Below are 15,220 nucleotides of genomic sequence, written 5' to 3'. Positions count from 1 at the left end.
GCAAGTCCGCCCAGCGAAACCGCCGGCTTGCGAGGGCGTCGATGGAGCATCGGCGCACCTCCTCCGGCGCCACGACATGGGCCGCGACCTCCGGCCAGAGTTCCCATCCCCCCTGGCCCGTGCCAAGCTCCGGCCTAAAGCGCAGCTTGCGCACATAAGAGGGGGAATTCGCCATGGGTCCGCACAGCTGGGTCGCGCTGGTCACCATCGCCGCCATACTGGTCTATCTCTGGATGGGCGTGAGGGTCGGCCAGGCCCGCCGCGTCTCGGGCGTGCAGGCGCCGGCCATGACCGGCGATCCGATCCTGGAGCGACATGTCCGGGTGCAGGCCAACACCCTGGAATGGCTGCCCATCTTCCTGCCGGCCCTGTGGCTGTTCGCCATCTACTGGAATGACCTGATCGCCGCGGGCCTGGGCGTGGTCTGGATCGTCGGCCGCGTGCTCTACGCCCTCGGCTATGTGGCCGATCCTGGCAAGCGCGAGCTCGGCTTCCTGATCCAGGCCCTGGCGGCCGCCGTGCTGCTGTTCGGCGCCGCGGGTCGCATCATCTGGACCCTGGTGGTGATCGGCGCCTGAGCCGCCGGCCGGCGCCGCGCAGGCTGGCGGGCCTCAGAGGAAGAGGACCACCGCCTGCCACGCCGCCAGGCCGGTGACCAGCACGCCGACGATCCAGGTCAGGGCGCGGATTGGCAGGACCTTGGTCATCCAGCCCGCCAGGGGCGCGGCCACGATGCCGCCGGCGATCAGACCCAGCACCGACGACAGGTGGTCGCGCAGGCCTTCGGTTTCCCAGTGCCCCGACAGCAGCGCCGACAGGAAGGCCGCCGAGACCGCTGAGGCCACGAAAAATTCCGCAGCGTTGGTCGTGCCGATGGCCTTGCGCGGGTCGGCGCCCGAACCCAGCAGGGTGGAGGTGACCACCGGCCCCCAACCGCCGCCGCCCACGGCGTCGAAGAAGCCGCCGACCACGCCCAGCGGCAGGGGGCTCTTCCAGGAGAAGGGCTTGGGCCGCACGCCCTTCCAGGCCCGGTAGAGGATGACCAGGCCCATCAGGCCCAGCCACGAGACCACGAAGGGCTTGATCTTCTCCCCGTCGATCGAGGTGAGCAGATAGGTGCCGGCGATCCCGCCGACGACCCCGCCCGCGGCCAGCAGGCCCAGGAGCCGCCAGCTGATGTTCTTGTGCGCCACATGCGAGAGCGCCGAGGCCGCGCCGGTGAACACCTTGGCGGCATGAACGCTGGCCGAAGCGTTGGCCGGCGTGACGCCCATGGCCAGCAGGCTGGTAGTGGAGACCACCCCATAGGCCATGCCCAGGGCGCCATCGACCAACTGGGCGCCGAACCCCACCGCGGCGAAAAGAAGGAAATCTGAAACCACGTGCGACGCCCCCGTGTGGTCAACCTTCGGACACTGTACTCTAGTGTCTCAATAGGAATTAGCTGAATTGTACAAGACAGATTCCGCGGCGTCGCGGCTCACCAGCCTAAAGTCACCCCGACGCCTGAAACTTGGCTCCCGAAACGGGCGTGGAATAGCCGTTCGCCCAAGGGTTGCGCGTCACGAAGAGTTCACCGTCGATTTGACCGGAGTCTATTGCCAGATCGCCTAAGCCCTTGAGCGAAACCATATTTGGGTCACGGTGTTGACCCATCATGACGCCTTCTGTTCGAGGGATGTTCTCAGTCAAAGGAACGAAGCGAAAATGAAGCGACTTCTGGGGCCGATGGCTGCGCTCGCCCTTGTGGCCGGGCTCAGCGCCTGCGCCACGGCGACCCCTTATCAACCCAATCTCCCTGGCGCCTCGGTGTCCGGCGGCTATTCGGAGATGCGGGTTGAGCCCGACCGCTGGCGGGTGAGCTTCGCGGGCAACAGCATGACCGGCCGCGAGACGGTCGAGGGTTATCTTCTCTATCGCGCCGCCGAACTGACGGTGCAGCAGGGCTATGACGGCTTTTCCATCGTCACCCGCGCCACCGACCGCGACGCGCGGACCTATGTGCAGCCCGACCCCTTCTACAGCCCCTGGTACGGCCCCAGCTACGCCTATTGGCGGCCCCACTGGCGCTATTACTCGGCCTATAGCTGGCGCACCTGGGACCCGTATTTCGGCGACCCCTTCTTCGCCGACCGTATGGACGTGCGCACGGTGGAGCGGTTCGAGGCCACGGCCGAGATCGTGATGTATCGCGGACCCAAGGCGCCGGGGGACCCCAACGCCTTTGACGCCCGGGCGGTGCTCGAGAACCTCGCGCCCCGGATCGTGCGGCCGGCGCCCTGAGCCCAGCGCCCGCGCGGACCTGACAAACAAACGGGGGCGGACCAGCTGGTCCGCCCCCGTTTTCGTTTCGATCCTTCAGGCCAGGCTCAGGTGATGTGCTTGGGCGAGATCGGGTCGCTGGCGGGGAAGGTCTCCTCCACAGCTTCGTCCACCAGGGCTTCCTGGCGGGTTTCGGCCTTTCGGTCGTCCTTGTTCAGCTGGTCGGGCTTCTGGCCCTCGGCCAGGGGCTGGGCCGGGCGCGAGCTCGGGCCGTTCGGGTCATTGTCGTTGCGCTGATCGGTCATTGCAGGACCTCCGTCATCTCAAGTGGTCCCCGCCGCAGCGACGGGAGCCTCACAGGTGAAAATGCTGCAAGAGCGCCCTTGGTTGCAGGGCGCGGGGCGATCACGGACTTAAATCCGGCGCCGAGAAAGGGTGTCGCCAAAGACAAAAAAGCGGCCCGCCAGGGGCCGCTTTTTTGTTTCGCTGCAAGACCCCGAGGGGAATTGGAGCGGGCGAAGAGATTCGAACTCTCGACCCCAACCTTGGCAAGGTTGTGCTCTACCACTGAGCTACGCCCGCGCTTTTCGATGCCGACCGGTTGGCCGCCCCCGAAAATCGAGAGCGGGCTTATGGCAGACGTCACTGGCCTTGGCAAGCGGCCTAGCCGCCGAATTTCGGGGCTTTCAACCGGCGCTTGTTGACGTGGTCCTTGGGCGCCTCGGCGACGGCGTCAGGGAACTCGCCGCGGAAGTAGTAGCGCTGCCAGGCCTCCTTGGTGGCTTCGGGGTCGGCGCGGAAAATCTTGGCGTTGAATTCGGTGCGGTGCTTCTCCCAGGCGGTGTACTGGCCGAGCAGATCGGCGTTGCGCGCGAGCGGGCGGATCACCGGCTGAAACTCGGCCAGGGGTTTGTCCTGCACCAGGGTGATGAAGCAGAAGGGCTCGCCCTTGCGGAACTGCACCCGGCCAGGGCGGGTGAAGATCCAGTTCATGGTGAAGGGGAAGGGCAGCCAGTCGGTCTCTACGAGGCCCGCCAGGGGCTGGATGCCGTCCTTGACGTGATTGGGCGGCCCCTGGGCCATCATCGACCAGCCGGGCGGCGTGCGGAACAGGTAGCCCGGATGGAAGGTCAGCACCCCGTGGCTGAAGTGCGACTTGGCGAAGTTGTGGAAATCCGGGTGCGGGTTGTCCGGCCGCAGGACGATGTCTTCCTGGAAGTTGCCGCCATTCCACTCTGCGCTGAACCCCATGGGGCAGAGAATTTCCCAGCCGGTGGTGTTGGCCATGGTGAGCGGCAGGCAGCGATAGGGATGGCGGTCAGCGAAATGCTCCATCCAGGCGCGCTGCGGACGGCCCGGCACGATCTCCGGCGGCCGGTCTGCGGTGGGATAGCACTCGAGCTCCATGGGGCGTCCAACCTTTCGACGAGGGCCGCGGGCCGGCCACACCCTGCTCTAGCCAGCCGCCCGTGGCCGCGTCCAGTTCCACGATGGGCTGGGTCGCCTTATGAGGGGGTCATGAAGACCCGCGCCGACCTTCTCGCCTTCCTCGACGCCCACCAGATCGCCCACAGGACCGTGGATCATCCCGCCGTCTTCCGGGTGGGGGAGGGCGAGGAGATCAAGGCTGGCCTGCCCGGCGCCCACACCAAGAACCTGTTCCTCAAGGACGCCAAGGATCGCCTGTGGCTGATCTCGGCCGCCGACCGGACCACGATCGACCTGAAGCGCCTGCACACGGTGATCGGCTCGGCCCGGCTCTCCTTTGGGCGGGAGGCCCTGATGGTCGAGACCCTGGGCGTCACGCCGGGCTCGGTCACCGCCTTCGCCCTGCTGAACGATGTGGAGCGGCAGGTGACCTTCGTGCTCGACAAGGCGCTGGCGCAGGCGCCGCTGGTGAACTTCCACCCCCTGACCAACACCGCCACGACCGCTGTGGATCAGGCCGGCCTGCGGGCCTTTCTCGCGGCCGTGGGGGTGACGCCCCTGATCGTGGACTTCGAGGCGATGGAGGTCGTGGGGCCGCAAACCGCGCGCTGACACAAACCTTCCGTTGAAGCCGGAGAGCCATGCGACCATCTTAGGCCTGCCGCGTTGCCCAAGTCAGACCAGGAAGACGAGTTCGCCATGACCCTTATCGGAGAAACCGCCGCCGCCCCCGCGGGCGACCTGATCAAGGACGCCACCGACGCCAGCTTCATGGCCGATGTGGTCGAGGCCAGCCAGCAGACCCCGGTCATCGTTGACTTCTGGGCGCCCTGGTGCGGTCCCTGCCGGCAACTCGGCCCGGCCCTGGAAAAGGCGGTCACCGCCGCCAAGGGCAAGGTCAAGCTGGTCAAGATCGACATCGACAAGAACCCCGCCTTCGCCGAGCAGCTGCGGGTGCAGTCGATCCCGGCGGTGTTCGCCTTCTTTGGCGGCCGCCCCGTAGATGGTTTCATGGGGGCGCTGCCCGAGAGCCAGGTCAAGGCCTTCGTGGACAAGCTGGCGGCCATGGCCCCGGCCGACGGCGTGGCCGAGATGCTGGACATGGCCAAGGCCGCCCTTGAGGCGGGCGACATCCCCCTGGCGGCCCAGGGCTTCGCCCAGGTGCTGCAGGCCGAACCAGACAATGTGAAGGCCCTGGGCGGCCTGGCCCGCTGCTACATGGCCGGCGGTGAGCCCGACCGCGCCAGGCAGATCCTCGACATGGCCCCGGCCGGCGCCAAGGACGCCGATCTCGACAGCGTGCGGGCGGCCCTGAACCTGGCGGCCGATGCGCCCTCCGACACTGGCGAGTTCGAGACCCGCCTGGCGGCTGACCCTGACGACCATGAGGCCCGTCTCGCCCTGGCCAAGGCCCTGGCGGGGCATGGCCGCATGGACGCCGCCGCCGACCACCTCCTGCAGATCATTGAGCGTGACCGGACCTGGAATGACGATGCGGCGCGCAAGCAACTCCTCACCATCTTCGAAGCCGCGGGGCCCGGCTCGGAAGTGGCCCGCAGCGGGCGCAAGCGGCTCTCGGCGATCCTGTTCTCATAGACGCGAGGTGAAGACGATGCCGGGCTACCGGCGGACGGCGGACCTGCCGCAGATCATTCCCATCTTCCCCCTGGACGGCGCCATACTGCTGCCCGGCGGCGAACTGCCGCTGCAGGTGTTCGAGCCGCGCTACCTGAACATGGTGGACGACGCCATGGCCGGGGACCGGGTCATCGGCATGATCCAGACCCGCGCCGGGGGCGAACGCTCGCGGCCCAATCTGACCAGCGTCGGCTGCGCCGGACGGATCACGAGCTTCGCCGAAACCTCGGACGGTCGCTATCTGATCACCCTGACCGGGGTCTGCCGCTTCGCGGTCGGCGAGGAGATTTCGGCGCGCACGCCCTATCGCCAGGTGCGGGTGGATTTCGCTGCGTTCGAGCCCGACCTGTCGCCGGAAAACCAGGACGCCCCGGAGATGGACCGTGAGCGGTTCGCCAAGGCGCTGAAGCGCTATCTCAACCGCCGTGAGCTGGACGTGGACGACGAGACCGCCCTGACCGCGCCCATCGAGCCGCTGGTCACCAGCCTGACCATGGGCCTGCCCTTCGAGCCCTCGGAAAAGCAGGCCCTGCTTGAGGCCGAGACCCTGGCCGCCCGCATACGGACCCTGACGGCGCTGCTGGAGATCGACGCCCTGGAGGACGACGATGGCGCGCCCCATAGCGTGCAGTAGCAGCCTGGGCTAAGGAACGCGCCATGACTGACGACGCCATCCCCGCCGAGCCCTTTCCGGCCCTGACCGCCGAGATCGATCCCCGCCTGCTGGAGATCCTGGTCTGTCCCGTGACCCATGGCCGGCTGGACTATGACCGCGAGAAGGCCGAGCTGATCAGCCAGGGCGCCAAGCTCGCCTATCCGATCCGCGACGGCGTGCCGATCATGCTGCCCGAAGAAGCCCGCACCCTCGAGGCTTGAGGCCGCCGAAGCCGGGAAGGCCCCTCAGAGGGCTTCGCCGCGCAACAGGCGGGGCAGATCGCCAAAGGCGCCGCCGGCCTCCTGCATGAACATCGTACGGGCCGGGGCGATGCGGTTGACCGCCGCCATGCCTGCGCCCCGGGCCAGACGCAGGACGGGATTATCGTTCGAGAACAGGTGGACGAAGGCGTCCATGCCGGCGCTGAGCATGGCGGTGTCGAACCTGCGCCAGCGGGCGTAGCGCTCCAGCACCGTCTCCGATCCCAGATCCTCCCCCAGGCGCGCGGCGTCCACCAGCACCTGAGCCAGGGCCGCGGCGCCCTTCAGGCCCAGGTTCAGGCCCTGACCGGCGATGGGATGGACCCCGTGGGCGGCGTCGCCCAGCAAGGCCAGCCTCGGGGCGGTGAACCGCTCGGCCAATTGCAGCGACAGGGGATAGGAGAAGACCGGCCCCTCCAGCCGGGCCTGGCCCAGGAAGGCGCCGAACCGGCGCATCAGGTGGGCGTGGAAGATCTCCGGTCTGGCCGATTTCAGCGCCGCCCCGCGGGCCGTGCTCTCGGTCCAGACCAGGCTGGCCCGGTTGTCCGTCAGAGGCAGGATGGCGAAGGGGCCGCTGGGTAGGAAGTATTCGTGGGCGACGCCCTCATGGGGCCGGTCCAGCCGCACGGTGGCCACGACGCCGGTCTGACGATAGTCCCAGCCGATGGCCCCGATGCCCGCCGCCTTGCGCAGGACCGAGCCGCGGCCCTCGGCGCCGATGGCGAGCGGCGCCCGCAGGACCTGGCCATCCTCCAGGGTGACGATGGCCCCGCCCTTGTCGAACTGGGCGCTGGCCACCCGGGCGGGCGCCAGCACAGGGATGCCGGCCTCGACCACGGCCTGGGACAGGGCTGCGCGGATCTGGCGGTTCTCCAGCAGATAGCCCAGGGGCTCGCCATCCGAGCGGTCGGCGATCTCGGCGGAGTCGAAGCGCAGGTGGAAGGGCAGGGGCGCGGGCGTCGCCGCGCCCGGCGTGCGGCCGTCGGTGACCAGGATCTGCTCGATCCGCTGGGCGTGGGGGGCGAGCGCCTCGCCGACCCCCAGGGTCTTCCATTGGCGGAAGGCGGCATAGGCGATGGCCGAGGCGCGGCCGTCGAAGGTCGGCGCCAGCTGGGTCTCGAACGGCGCCGGATCGATCAGGACCGGCTTCAGGCCGCCCTGGGCCAGGGCGAGCGCCAGGGTCGCGCCGGCTATGCCCGCGCCGGCGATGATCACGTCGGGATCGGTGGTGTCCATGAAACCGATATGGCGTGAGGCCGCCGCCTTCGTCCAGGGGGAGGGCGTTCAAAGCGCCCGGCAAGGTGATGGACCCGTCAGTCCACTTTTCACTTGCCCGGAGGAGAACCTGGGTCTAGAGGCGGTGATATGGACGCGTGAGTCCATTTTTGAATCCTTGCCTGCGCCGTGTCCGCGGCCCCATCCAAAGTCTGCCTCATGGCCCTTCGTGACATTGTCTCTCGCATCAAGCCGGTTCCCCTGATCGGCGCAGCCGTCCTCCTGGCCGTGGGGATCGGCGGGGTGATGTGGTGGCTGGACCGCCAGCATTTCGAAACCACCGACAACGCCTTCGCTCAGGCCGACACCGTCTCGGTGGCCCCTCAGATCGACGGCTATGTCACCGAGGTCCTGGTGGCCGACAATGTCGTCGTCCAGAAGGGCCAGGTTCTGGCGCGGATCGATGCGGCGACCATCGAGGCCGGCCTCGCCCAGGCGATCGCCCGAGCCCAGGCCCTGGAGGCCGCGGTGCGCGCCGTCGACGACAGGGCGGCCCTGGAAGAGGCGATGATCGCCCAGAAGGCCGCCGGCCTGCAGAGCGCCCGGGCCTCGGCTCAACTCGCCGAGGCTGAGCGGGATCGCTATCAACGCCTGTCGCAGGAAGGCTGGGTGTCGGCCCAGCGGGTCCAGACGGTGAAGGCGGGCGCCAGCCAGGCCGACGCCGCCGTGGCCGAGGCTCAGGCCACCCTGGAGGCCGAGCGCCGCACCGCAAGCTCCCTGGGCTCCGCCCGGGCCCAGACCCAGGCCGAGGCCGAGGCGGCGCGCGCGGCCGTCGACCAGGCGCGCATCGACCTGTCGCGGACCGAGATCAAGGCGCCGGTGGCCGGCGTGGTGGGGGCGCGGGCCGTGCGACCTGGCCAGTATGTGCGCCCCGGCGGGACCCTGATGAGCATCGTGCCGGTGGGGCAGTCCTATGTGGTGGCCAATTTCAAGGAGACCCAGGTCGCCCGCCTGAGCATCGGCCAGAGCGTCGAGGTCAAGGCGGACGCCTTCGGCGGCCAGACCCTGACGGGGCGTATCGAGAGTTTCGCGCCGGCCACCGGCTCGGAATTCGCCCTGATCCCGGTGGAGAACGCCGTCGGCAATTTCACCAAGATCGCCCAGCGCCTGCCGGTGCGCATCGCCATCGATCCCGGCCAGCCCCTGGCCGGCGCCCTGCGGCCTGGCCTGTCGGTGGAGGTCAAGGTGGACGTGCGTGAAACGCCGGGGGCGACCTTCGCCGACGCCATGTCCGGCGCCGTCGTCCAGGCCGACGCCCGCTAGGCGGGGCGGCCGCGATGAGCGACGAAACCCTCGATCCCGCCGACCTGTCCCGGCGCAGGCCCGATACGCCGTCGGTCGCCCAGGCGCCGGCGTCGGCCAGCGTGACCGACGCCGCCGGAGAGCTGGACTGGCCCAAGATCTTCCTGGGCTTCGGCGGCATGGTGATCGGCCAGTTCATGGCCATCCTGGACATCCAGATCGTCGCCGCCTCGCTGACCCAGATCCAGGCGGGCATCGGCGCCAGCGCCGACCAGATCAGCTGGGTCCAGACCATCTATCTTCTGGCCGAAGTCGTCATCATCCCGCTGACGGCCTATCTCACCCGCATGTTCGGCACCCGGCCGGTCTATGTGGTGGCCGCCAGCGCCTTCATCGTCACCTCGATCCTGACCGGCCTGTCGTCGGGGGTGGAGATGATGATCATCATGCGGGCCTTCCAGGGCCTGGCCGCCGGCGCGATGATCCCGGCGGTGTTCGCCACCGCCATGACGGTGTTTCCCCCCGACAAGCGGGTGACCGCCAATGTGATCGTCGGGCTGATCGTCACCCTCGCCCCCACCATCGGCCCGACCCTGGGCGGCCATCTGACCGACAGCCTCGGCTGGCGGTGGCTGTTCTTCATCAATGCGCCGGTGGGCCTGGTGGTCATCTTCCTGGTCGGCCGCTACGCCACCTTCGACCAGGGCGATCGTTCATTGGCCAAGGGGGTGGACTGGTGGGGCGTGGGCCTGATGACCGTCTTCCTGCTCTCCATGCAGTATGTGATCGAGGAGGGCGCCAAGGAGGGCTGGTTCGACGAACCGCTGATCCTGTGGCTGACCGTGCTCGCCGGCCTCACCGGTGCGGCCTTCATCTGGCGACAGCTGACCTACGAGAAACCGATCGTCTCCCTGCGGCCGTTCCAGGACCGCAATTTCAGCCTGGGCATGGTGATGAACTTCGTCGCCGGCGCCAGCCTGTTCGGCGGCACCTTCATCCTGCCCCTGTTCCTCGGCCAGATCCGCCACTATTCGGCGGCCGAGGTGGGGACGACCATGCTGATCTCTGGCCTCGTCATGTTCATCTCCGCCCCCATCGCTGGCCGCTTGGTGCGGGCCATGGACGCCCGCATCCCCATGGTCCTGGGCTTCGGCCTGGCCGCCTATGGGGTGGGGCTCGGCGCCCGGGTGACCGAGGACTGGGGCTTCTGGCAGTTCGCCGGCCTGCAGGCCTGGCGGGGGATCGGGGTGATGATCGCCATGATCGCCGCCCAGCAGATGAGCGTCTCGACCCTGCCGGTGTCGATGATGAAGGACGCCTCGTCCCTGGTGAACCTGATCCGCAATGTGGGGGGCGCGGTGGGCCTGGCGGTCCTGACCACCGTTCTCACCCACCAGACGGCGGTTCACTATGGCGACCTGACCGCCGCGGTCAGCCTGGGCAATCTGGAGAGCCAGAACATGCTGGAGGGCCTGACCAGCATGATGGAGACCCGCGGCGTGTTCGATCCCGAGGGCGCGGCGCGCAAGGCCTTCGCCGGCATGCTGAACCGCCAGGCCTCAGTGCTGGCCTTTGGCGACGCCTTCTTCGTCCTGGCCGCGGGCTGCGCCATGGCCGCCGTCCTGGCGCTGTTCGCCGCCCCCGCCAAGGCGCCCACCGCGCCGGCCCCCGGAGGTCACTAATGCCGCGATTGCCAGGCCAGATCGATCAGGCCAAGAGCCAGGCCATCCTCGACGCCGCCGCCGCGGCGCTGGGGGAATGCGGTCTCTCGACCCCGATGGACGAGATCGCCCGCCGCGCCGGGGTGTCCAAGCAGACGATCTACAATCACTTCGGCTCCAAGGCCGACCTGATCCGGGCCATCGTCGACCGCCGGGTGGACGAGATCGCAGCCCCCCTGATGGCGCCGGGCGCCCTGGACCACCCGGAGGAGGCCCTGGCCGGCTTTGGCCGGGTGATGCTGGAGCTGGTGTTGCGGCCCCACGGCCGGGCGCTGGTGAAGATGGCTGTGCAGGCGGCCGACGACATGCCCGACCTGGCGCGGGCCTTCTACGAGGCCGGGCCGCGCACCTCGCGTCGCCGGCTGGCCGACTTCCTGCGCGACGAGACGGCGGCCGGCCGCATGAGCGTGGACGATCCCGACCAGGGGGCCGACTTCTTCGCCGGCATGGTCATCGGCGTGCGCCAGATCGCCGGCCTGCTGGGGGTCGAGCAGAGCGCGACAGCCGACGACATCGACCGCATCGCCCGGGCCGCGGCCCAGAGATTTCTCAAGGCCTACGCCGCGCCCTGAGGCGCGGCTGGGGGGCTTCAGCCCTCGGCTGAGTCGGGGATGCCCATGATGTGGAAGCCGGCGTCCACATGCACCACCTCGCCGGTGGTCGAGCGGCCCAGGTCCGACAGCAGCCAGAGCGCGGCGCCCGCCACCCCTTCCATGGAGGTGTCGGCCTTCATGGCCGACATGGCGCGGCCCTGGGCCAGCATGCCGCGGCCGCCGGAAATGCCGGCCAGGGACAGGGTCCGCATGGCGCCGGCCGAGATGGCGTTGACCCGGATGTCGCTGGGGCCCAGGTCGCGGGCGGCGTAGCGGGTGGCGGCTTCCAGACCGGCCTTGGCCACGCCCATGGTGTTGTAGTTGGGGATAGCCCGCTCGGCGCCCAGATAGGTCAGGCAGACGATGGACCCGCCGTTGGGCATCATGGCCGCAGCCCGGCGGGCGCAGTCGACGAACGAATAGACCGAGATGTCCATGGCCCGCAGGAAGCCCTCGCGGGTGGTGTTCTCGACGAAGGAGCCCTTGAGTTCGTCCTTGTTGGCGAACGCGATGGCGTGGACGAAGAAGTCGATCTCGCCGAGGGAGTCGGCCACCGTCTTGAAGGCGGTGTCCATGGCCGCGTCATCGGTGACGTCGGCCGGGGCGGTGACCTTGACGCCGAGCTGTTCGGCCAGGGGCTGTACCCGACGCTCCATGCCCGGCAGGTGCAGGAAGGCCATCTCCGCGCCTTGGGCGGCCAGCTGCGAGGCGATGCCGAAGGCGATGGACTGGTGGTTGGCGACGCCGGTCACCACCCCCTTCTTGCCCTTCATCAACTCGCCCTTGGGCATGTCGTATTCGTCAGCCATGGCTTCCTCGCCTTATGTCGAATCTTGAGGGGTCGCGTCGGCCGACCTAGCTGGCCTTGGCCATCACCAGGCAGCCATTGGTGCCGCCGAACCCGAAGCTGTTGGACATCACCGTCTCGAAGGCGCCGTCGCGGCGCTCGCGCAGGATCGGCATGTCGGCGAAGGCCGGATCGAGGTTTTCGATATGGGCGCTTTCGGCCATGAAGTCGTTGTTCAGCATCAGCAGCGAATAGATCGCCTCCTGCGCGCCGGCGGCGCCCAGGCTGTGCCCGGTCAGCGACTTGGTCGACGAGATGAAGGGCGCCGCATCCCCGAACACGTCGCGAACCGCCTGCATTTCCTTGGAATCGCCCACCGGCGTCGAGGTGCCGTGCGGGTTCAGATAGTCGATCTTCCGCCCGCCCAAGCCTTCCATGGCCAGGTTCATGCAGCGCACGGCGCCCTCGCCAGACGGGGCGACCATGTCGAAGCCGTCGGAATTGGCCGCGTAGCCGATGATCTCGCCATGGATCTTGGCGCCGCGGGCCTTGGCCCGCTCCCATTCCTCCAGCACCACGATGCCGGCTCCGCCGGCGATCACGAAGCCGTCGCGGGCCTCGTCATAGGCCCGGCTGGCGGTGGAGGGACGGTCGTTGAAGTTGGAGCTCATGGCGCCCATGGCGTCGAACAGACACGACAGGCTCCAGTCCAGCTCTTCGGTTCCGCCGGCGAACACCACGTCCTGCTTGCCCAGCAGGATCTGCTCATAGGCCGAGCCGATGCAGTGGGTGGAGGTGGCGCAGGCCGACGAGATCGAGAAGTTCAGGCCGCGGATCTTGAACCAGGTGGCCAGCGTCGCCGAGGGACCCGAGCTCATGGCCTTGGGCACGGCGAAGGGGCCGATCCGCTTGGGGCCGCGGGTCCGGGTGGTTTCGGCCGCCTCGATGATAACCTTGGTGGACGGTCCGCCGGAGCCGACGATCAGGCCGGTCTTCTCATGACTGACCTCGTCGGGGCTGAGACCCGAATCGGCGATGGCCTGCTCCATGGCGATATGGCCAAAGGCCGTGCCCTGGGCCAGGAAGCGGGCGGCGCGACGGTCGACCAGGGCTTCCCAGTCGATGTCGGGCTTGCCGTGGACCTGGCTGCGGAAGCCCAGCTCGGCATATTCCGGCGCGGCCGTGATCCCCGAGCGGGCCTCGCGCAGCGAGGCGGTCACCGCCTCGGCGTCGTTGCCGATGGACGAAACGATACCGATACCGGTGATGGCGACGCGGCGCATATTCGCTCCCGTTTCCTGGCGCTTCAGCGCTGATAAAGCCCGACGCGGAGGTCGCTGGCGGTGTAGATCACGTTCCCGTCCGCCTCGAGCACTGCGTCGCCGATGCCCATGACCAGGCGGCGGTTGATGACCCGCTTCATCTCGACCTTGTAGGTCACCTTCTTGATGTCCGGGGTGACCTCACCGGCGAACTTGACCTCGCCGCAGCCCAGCGCGCGACCACGGCCCTTGCCGCCGATCCAGCCCAGGTAGAAGCCGACCAGCTGCCACATGGCGTCGAGGCCCAGGCTGCCGGGCATGACGGGGTCGCCGATGAAGTGGCAGTCGAAGAACCAGAGGCCCGGATTGATGTCGAACTCGGCCTCGATATAGCCCTTGCCGTGGGCGCCGCCGTTGTCGTTGATCGTGGTGATGCGATCGAACAGCAGCATCGGCGGGGACGGCAGCTGGGCGTTGCCCGGGCCGAACATTTCCCCGCGGGCGCAGGCCAGCAGGTCTTCCAGGTCGTAACGGCTCTGGGCCTCGTGAATGGTCATACGCCGCCTTTATGAGCTCGGCTGATAACAGAAGGGGTCAGGCCCTAGCACGAGGCCAAGGCGTGGCTCAACGACATTGGACGGGGGCGGCCACGCCCCAGACGGCCGATTCCGTCACCCAACCGGTGACGTCGTCAACCTTGAGGCGGCACCAACCCTTGTCGCAGCGATCCAACGCGGCCACGGCGCGGACGTTCAAATAGGCCGTGATCTCGGCCTCGGCCCGGGGGCGTCGGCGCAGGGCCAGGGGGCTGGCGGCGAGGTTCATGACGCTGCGATTGCCATCGGTCACCCGGCGGTGGACCCAGGCCACGCCGCCTTCCGGATCGCAGATCCGCCGCCACTCCCGGGTCTCGGCGATCACCTGGACGGGCAGGCCGCGGACCCGATAGACCCACAGCACCTGATGATCATCGCCCGGACCAGCCCGGGCGTTCACCTCCCCGAACTTGAGGGTCAGATAGCGGGGCACCTCGAAACCCGAGGGCGTCTGGCCGGCTTCCCGGGCGGTCGCCCCGGAGCTGAGCAGCAGGCCAAGCGCCAGGGCGATAAGCGCCAGCAGCGCCCGCGCAGGGGACAGGGGATGCGGATAAGTCTCGGACAGCTCAGGCTCGCCTTGGCCCACCAGGGTCCCTTTGCTACAGGTTGGGCCCCGCGCGCCCATGGCGCCCCGCCGCAAGGTTCCCGTCGCAGACTTGGTCATGGTCGCCCGTAAGCCCAAAGTCATTGTCACCCGCAAGCTTCCCGATCAGGTGGAGACGCGGATGAGAGAGTTGTTCGACGCAGAGCTCAACCTTTCGGATGAGCCCCTGAGTCGCGACGCGCTGGTCGATGCGGTGAAGCGCGCCGATGTGCTCGCCCCCACCATCACCGACCGAATCGATGCTGATCTCATCGCCCAGGCCGGGCCGCAGCTCAAGCTGATCGCCTCATTCGGGGCCGGCGTCGATCATATCGACGTGGCCGCCGCGTCTGCGCGCAATATCAGCGTCACCAATACGCCCGGCGTCCTGACCGAGGATACGGCCGACATGACGCTGGCCCTGATCATGGTGGTCGCCCGGCGGATCGTCGAAGGCGCCAATGTGGTCCAGGCCGGCGGCTTCACCGGCTGGTCGCCCACCTGGATGCTGGGGCGCCGGGTGACCGGCAAGCGCCTGGGCATCGTCGGCATGGGGCGGATCGGCCAGGCCGTCGCCCGCCGGGCCAAGGCCTTCGGCCTGCAGATCCACTATCACAACCGAAAGCCGGTCAGCCCCCGCATCGAGGAAGAGCTGGGCGCCACCTACTGGGACAGCCTGGACCAGATGATGGCTCGGATGGACCTGATCTCGGTCCACTGCCCGCACACGCCGGCCACCTTCCACCTGCTGTCGGCCCGGCGGCTGAAGCTGCTGCAGCCCCACGCCATCCTGATCAACACCGCCCGCGGCGAGATCGTCGACGAGGACGCCTTGATCGACATCCTGGCCAAGGGCGAGATCGCCGGCGCCGGCCTCGACGTGTTCGAACACGAGCCGGCGGTGAACCCCAAGCTGCT

18 protein-coding genes and 1 tRNA gene are annotated in these 15,220 nt (G+C 68.5%); 10 read left to right on the top strand and 9 right to left on the bottom strand.

Features of this window, described 5'->3' with window-relative positions; translation table 11 throughout:
- The first annotated feature begins 173 nt into the window (after positions 1 to 173).
- Complete coding sequence (locus Q8L83_RS01210) at positions 174 to 578, top strand: MAPEG family protein (RefSeq protein ID WP_305284313.1); 405 nt, start codon at positions 174 to 176, stop codon at positions 576 to 578.
- A gap of 33 nt (positions 579 to 611) precedes the next feature.
- Here the strand turns inward: Q8L83_RS01210 and Q8L83_RS01205 are convergent, their stop codons facing one another.
- Positions 612 to 1,382 (bottom strand): sulfite exporter TauE/SafE family protein, encoded by a 771-nt coding sequence (locus Q8L83_RS01205; RefSeq protein WP_305284312.1) that lies wholly within the window; start codon positions 1,380 to 1,382, stop codon positions 612 to 614.
- A 325-nt stretch (positions 1,383 to 1,707) separates the two neighbouring features.
- Here Q8L83_RS01205 and Q8L83_RS01200 point away from each other — a divergent pair, with 325 nt between their 5' ends.
- Entirely contained in the window at positions 1,708 to 2,283 is a 576-nt protein-coding gene (locus tag Q8L83_RS01200; protein ID WP_305284311.1) for a hypothetical protein, read from the top strand.
- An 86-nt stretch (positions 2,284 to 2,369) separates the two neighbouring features.
- Here Q8L83_RS01200 and Q8L83_RS01195 read toward each other — a convergent pair whose 3' ends face one another.
- The 3 genes from Q8L83_RS01195 to Q8L83_RS01185 all read right to left on the bottom strand — a co-directional run bounded on the left by Q8L83_RS01195 (position 2,370) and on the right by Q8L83_RS01185 (position 3,669).
- Positions 2,370 to 2,567 (bottom strand): hypothetical protein, encoded by a 198-nt coding sequence (locus Q8L83_RS01195; RefSeq protein ID WP_305284310.1) that lies wholly within the window; start codon positions 2,565 to 2,567, stop codon positions 2,370 to 2,372.
- A gap of 202 nt (positions 2,568 to 2,769) precedes the next feature.
- Positions 2,770 to 2,844: transfer RNA gene (locus Q8L83_RS01190), tRNA-Gly, on the bottom strand.
- A gap of 81 nt (positions 2,845 to 2,925) precedes the next feature.
- On the bottom strand, positions 2,926 to 3,669 hold the full coding sequence (locus Q8L83_RS01185; protein WP_305284309.1) for a DUF6065 family protein: 744 nt from the start codon (positions 3,667 to 3,669) through the stop codon (positions 2,926 to 2,928).
- 111 nt (positions 3,670 to 3,780) lie between these two features.
- Between Q8L83_RS01185 and Q8L83_RS01180 the strand changes: the two genes are divergently transcribed.
- The 4 genes from Q8L83_RS01180 to Q8L83_RS01165 all read left to right on the top strand — a co-directional run bounded on the left by Q8L83_RS01180 (position 3,781) and on the right by Q8L83_RS01165 (position 6,204).
- Positions 3,781 to 4,302, top strand: a complete 522-nt coding sequence (locus Q8L83_RS01180; RefSeq protein WP_305284308.1) for a prolyl-tRNA synthetase associated domain-containing protein — start codon at positions 3,781 to 3,783, stop codon at positions 4,300 to 4,302.
- 87 nt (positions 4,303 to 4,389) lie between these two features.
- Positions 4,390 to 5,286 (top strand): co-chaperone YbbN, encoded by an 897-nt coding sequence (locus tag Q8L83_RS01175; protein WP_305284307.1) that lies wholly within the window; start codon positions 4,390 to 4,392, stop codon positions 5,284 to 5,286.
- A gap of 16 nt (positions 5,287 to 5,302) precedes the next feature.
- Positions 5,303 to 5,962, top strand: coding sequence for an LON peptidase substrate-binding domain-containing protein (locus tag Q8L83_RS01170; RefSeq protein WP_305284348.1), 660 nt, complete (start codon positions 5,303 to 5,305; stop codon positions 5,960 to 5,962).
- A 23-nt stretch (positions 5,963 to 5,985) separates the two neighbouring features.
- A complete protein-coding gene (locus Q8L83_RS01165; protein WP_305284306.1) occupies positions 5,986 to 6,204 on the top strand; it encodes a Trm112 family protein in 219 nt (72 codons plus the stop codon).
- A gap of 24 nt (positions 6,205 to 6,228) precedes the next feature.
- Here the strand turns inward: Q8L83_RS01165 and Q8L83_RS01160 are convergent, their stop codons facing one another.
- A complete protein-coding gene (locus tag Q8L83_RS01160; protein WP_305284305.1) occupies positions 6,229 to 7,479 on the bottom strand; it encodes a UbiH/UbiF/VisC/COQ6 family ubiquinone biosynthesis hydroxylase in 1,251 nt (416 codons plus the stop codon).
- A 198-nt stretch (positions 7,480 to 7,677) separates the two neighbouring features.
- Between Q8L83_RS01160 and Q8L83_RS01155 the strand changes: the two genes are divergently transcribed.
- Genes Q8L83_RS01155 through Q8L83_RS01145 form a run of 3 tightly spaced genes read left to right on the top strand, consistent with a single transcriptional unit; the run spans position 7,678 to position 11,053 of the window.
- Positions 7,678 to 8,781 carry an HlyD family secretion protein gene (locus Q8L83_RS01155; protein WP_305284304.1) on the top strand — a complete coding sequence of 368 codons (1,104 nt, stop codon included), beginning with the start codon at positions 7,678 to 7,680 and terminating at the stop codon, positions 8,779 to 8,781.
- A 14-nt stretch (positions 8,782 to 8,795) separates the two neighbouring features.
- On the top strand, positions 8,796 to 10,442 hold the full coding sequence (locus tag Q8L83_RS01150; RefSeq protein WP_305284303.1) for a DHA2 family efflux MFS transporter permease subunit: 1,647 nt from the start codon (positions 8,796 to 8,798) through the stop codon (positions 10,440 to 10,442).
- Entirely contained in the window at positions 10,442 to 11,053 is a 612-nt protein-coding gene (locus tag Q8L83_RS01145; RefSeq protein ID WP_305284302.1) for a TetR/AcrR family transcriptional regulator, read from the top strand. Before Q8L83_RS01150 ends, Q8L83_RS01145 begins: the two co-directional genes overlap by 1 nt.
- Positions 11,054 to 11,070: 17 nt before the next feature.
- Here Q8L83_RS01145 and Q8L83_RS01140 read toward each other — a convergent pair whose 3' ends face one another.
- The 4 genes from Q8L83_RS01140 to Q8L83_RS01125 all read right to left on the bottom strand — a co-directional run bounded on the left by Q8L83_RS01140 (position 11,071) and on the right by Q8L83_RS01125 (position 14,305).
- A complete protein-coding gene (locus Q8L83_RS01140; protein WP_305284300.1) occupies positions 11,071 to 11,883 on the bottom strand; it encodes an enoyl-ACP reductase in 813 nt (270 codons plus the stop codon).
- Positions 11,884 to 11,929: 46 nt separating this feature from the next.
- Positions 11,930 to 13,144, bottom strand: coding sequence for a beta-ketoacyl-ACP synthase I (gene fabB / locus Q8L83_RS01135; RefSeq protein ID WP_305284299.1), 1,215 nt, complete (start codon positions 13,142 to 13,144; stop codon positions 11,930 to 11,932).
- Positions 13,145 to 13,167: 23 nt separating this feature from the next.
- A complete protein-coding gene (gene fabA / locus Q8L83_RS01130) occupies positions 13,168 to 13,680 on the bottom strand; it encodes a 3-hydroxyacyl-[acyl-carrier-protein] dehydratase FabA (protein WP_304711896.1) in 513 nt (170 codons plus the stop codon).
- Positions 13,681 to 13,747: 67 nt separating this feature from the next.
- Entirely contained in the window at positions 13,748 to 14,305 is a 558-nt protein-coding gene (locus Q8L83_RS01125) for an SH3 domain-containing protein (RefSeq protein WP_370868334.1), read from the bottom strand.
- A 76-nt stretch (positions 14,306 to 14,381) separates the two neighbouring features.
- On the opposite strand from Q8L83_RS01125, the gene Q8L83_RS01120 reads away from it, so the two are divergent.
- Positions 14,382 to 15,220, top strand: an 839-nt coding sequence (locus tag Q8L83_RS01120) for a D-glycerate dehydrogenase (protein ID WP_305284297.1), incomplete at its 3' end; no start/stop codon positions are given.

This window comes from Phenylobacterium sp. (genome assembly GCF_030680185.1).
Taxonomy (GTDB): Bacteria; Pseudomonadota; Alphaproteobacteria; order Caulobacterales; family Caulobacteraceae; genus Phenylobacterium.
The sequence above is the reverse complement of the archived record's forward strand: the minus strand, read 5'-3'. Positions and strand labels throughout refer to the sequence as shown.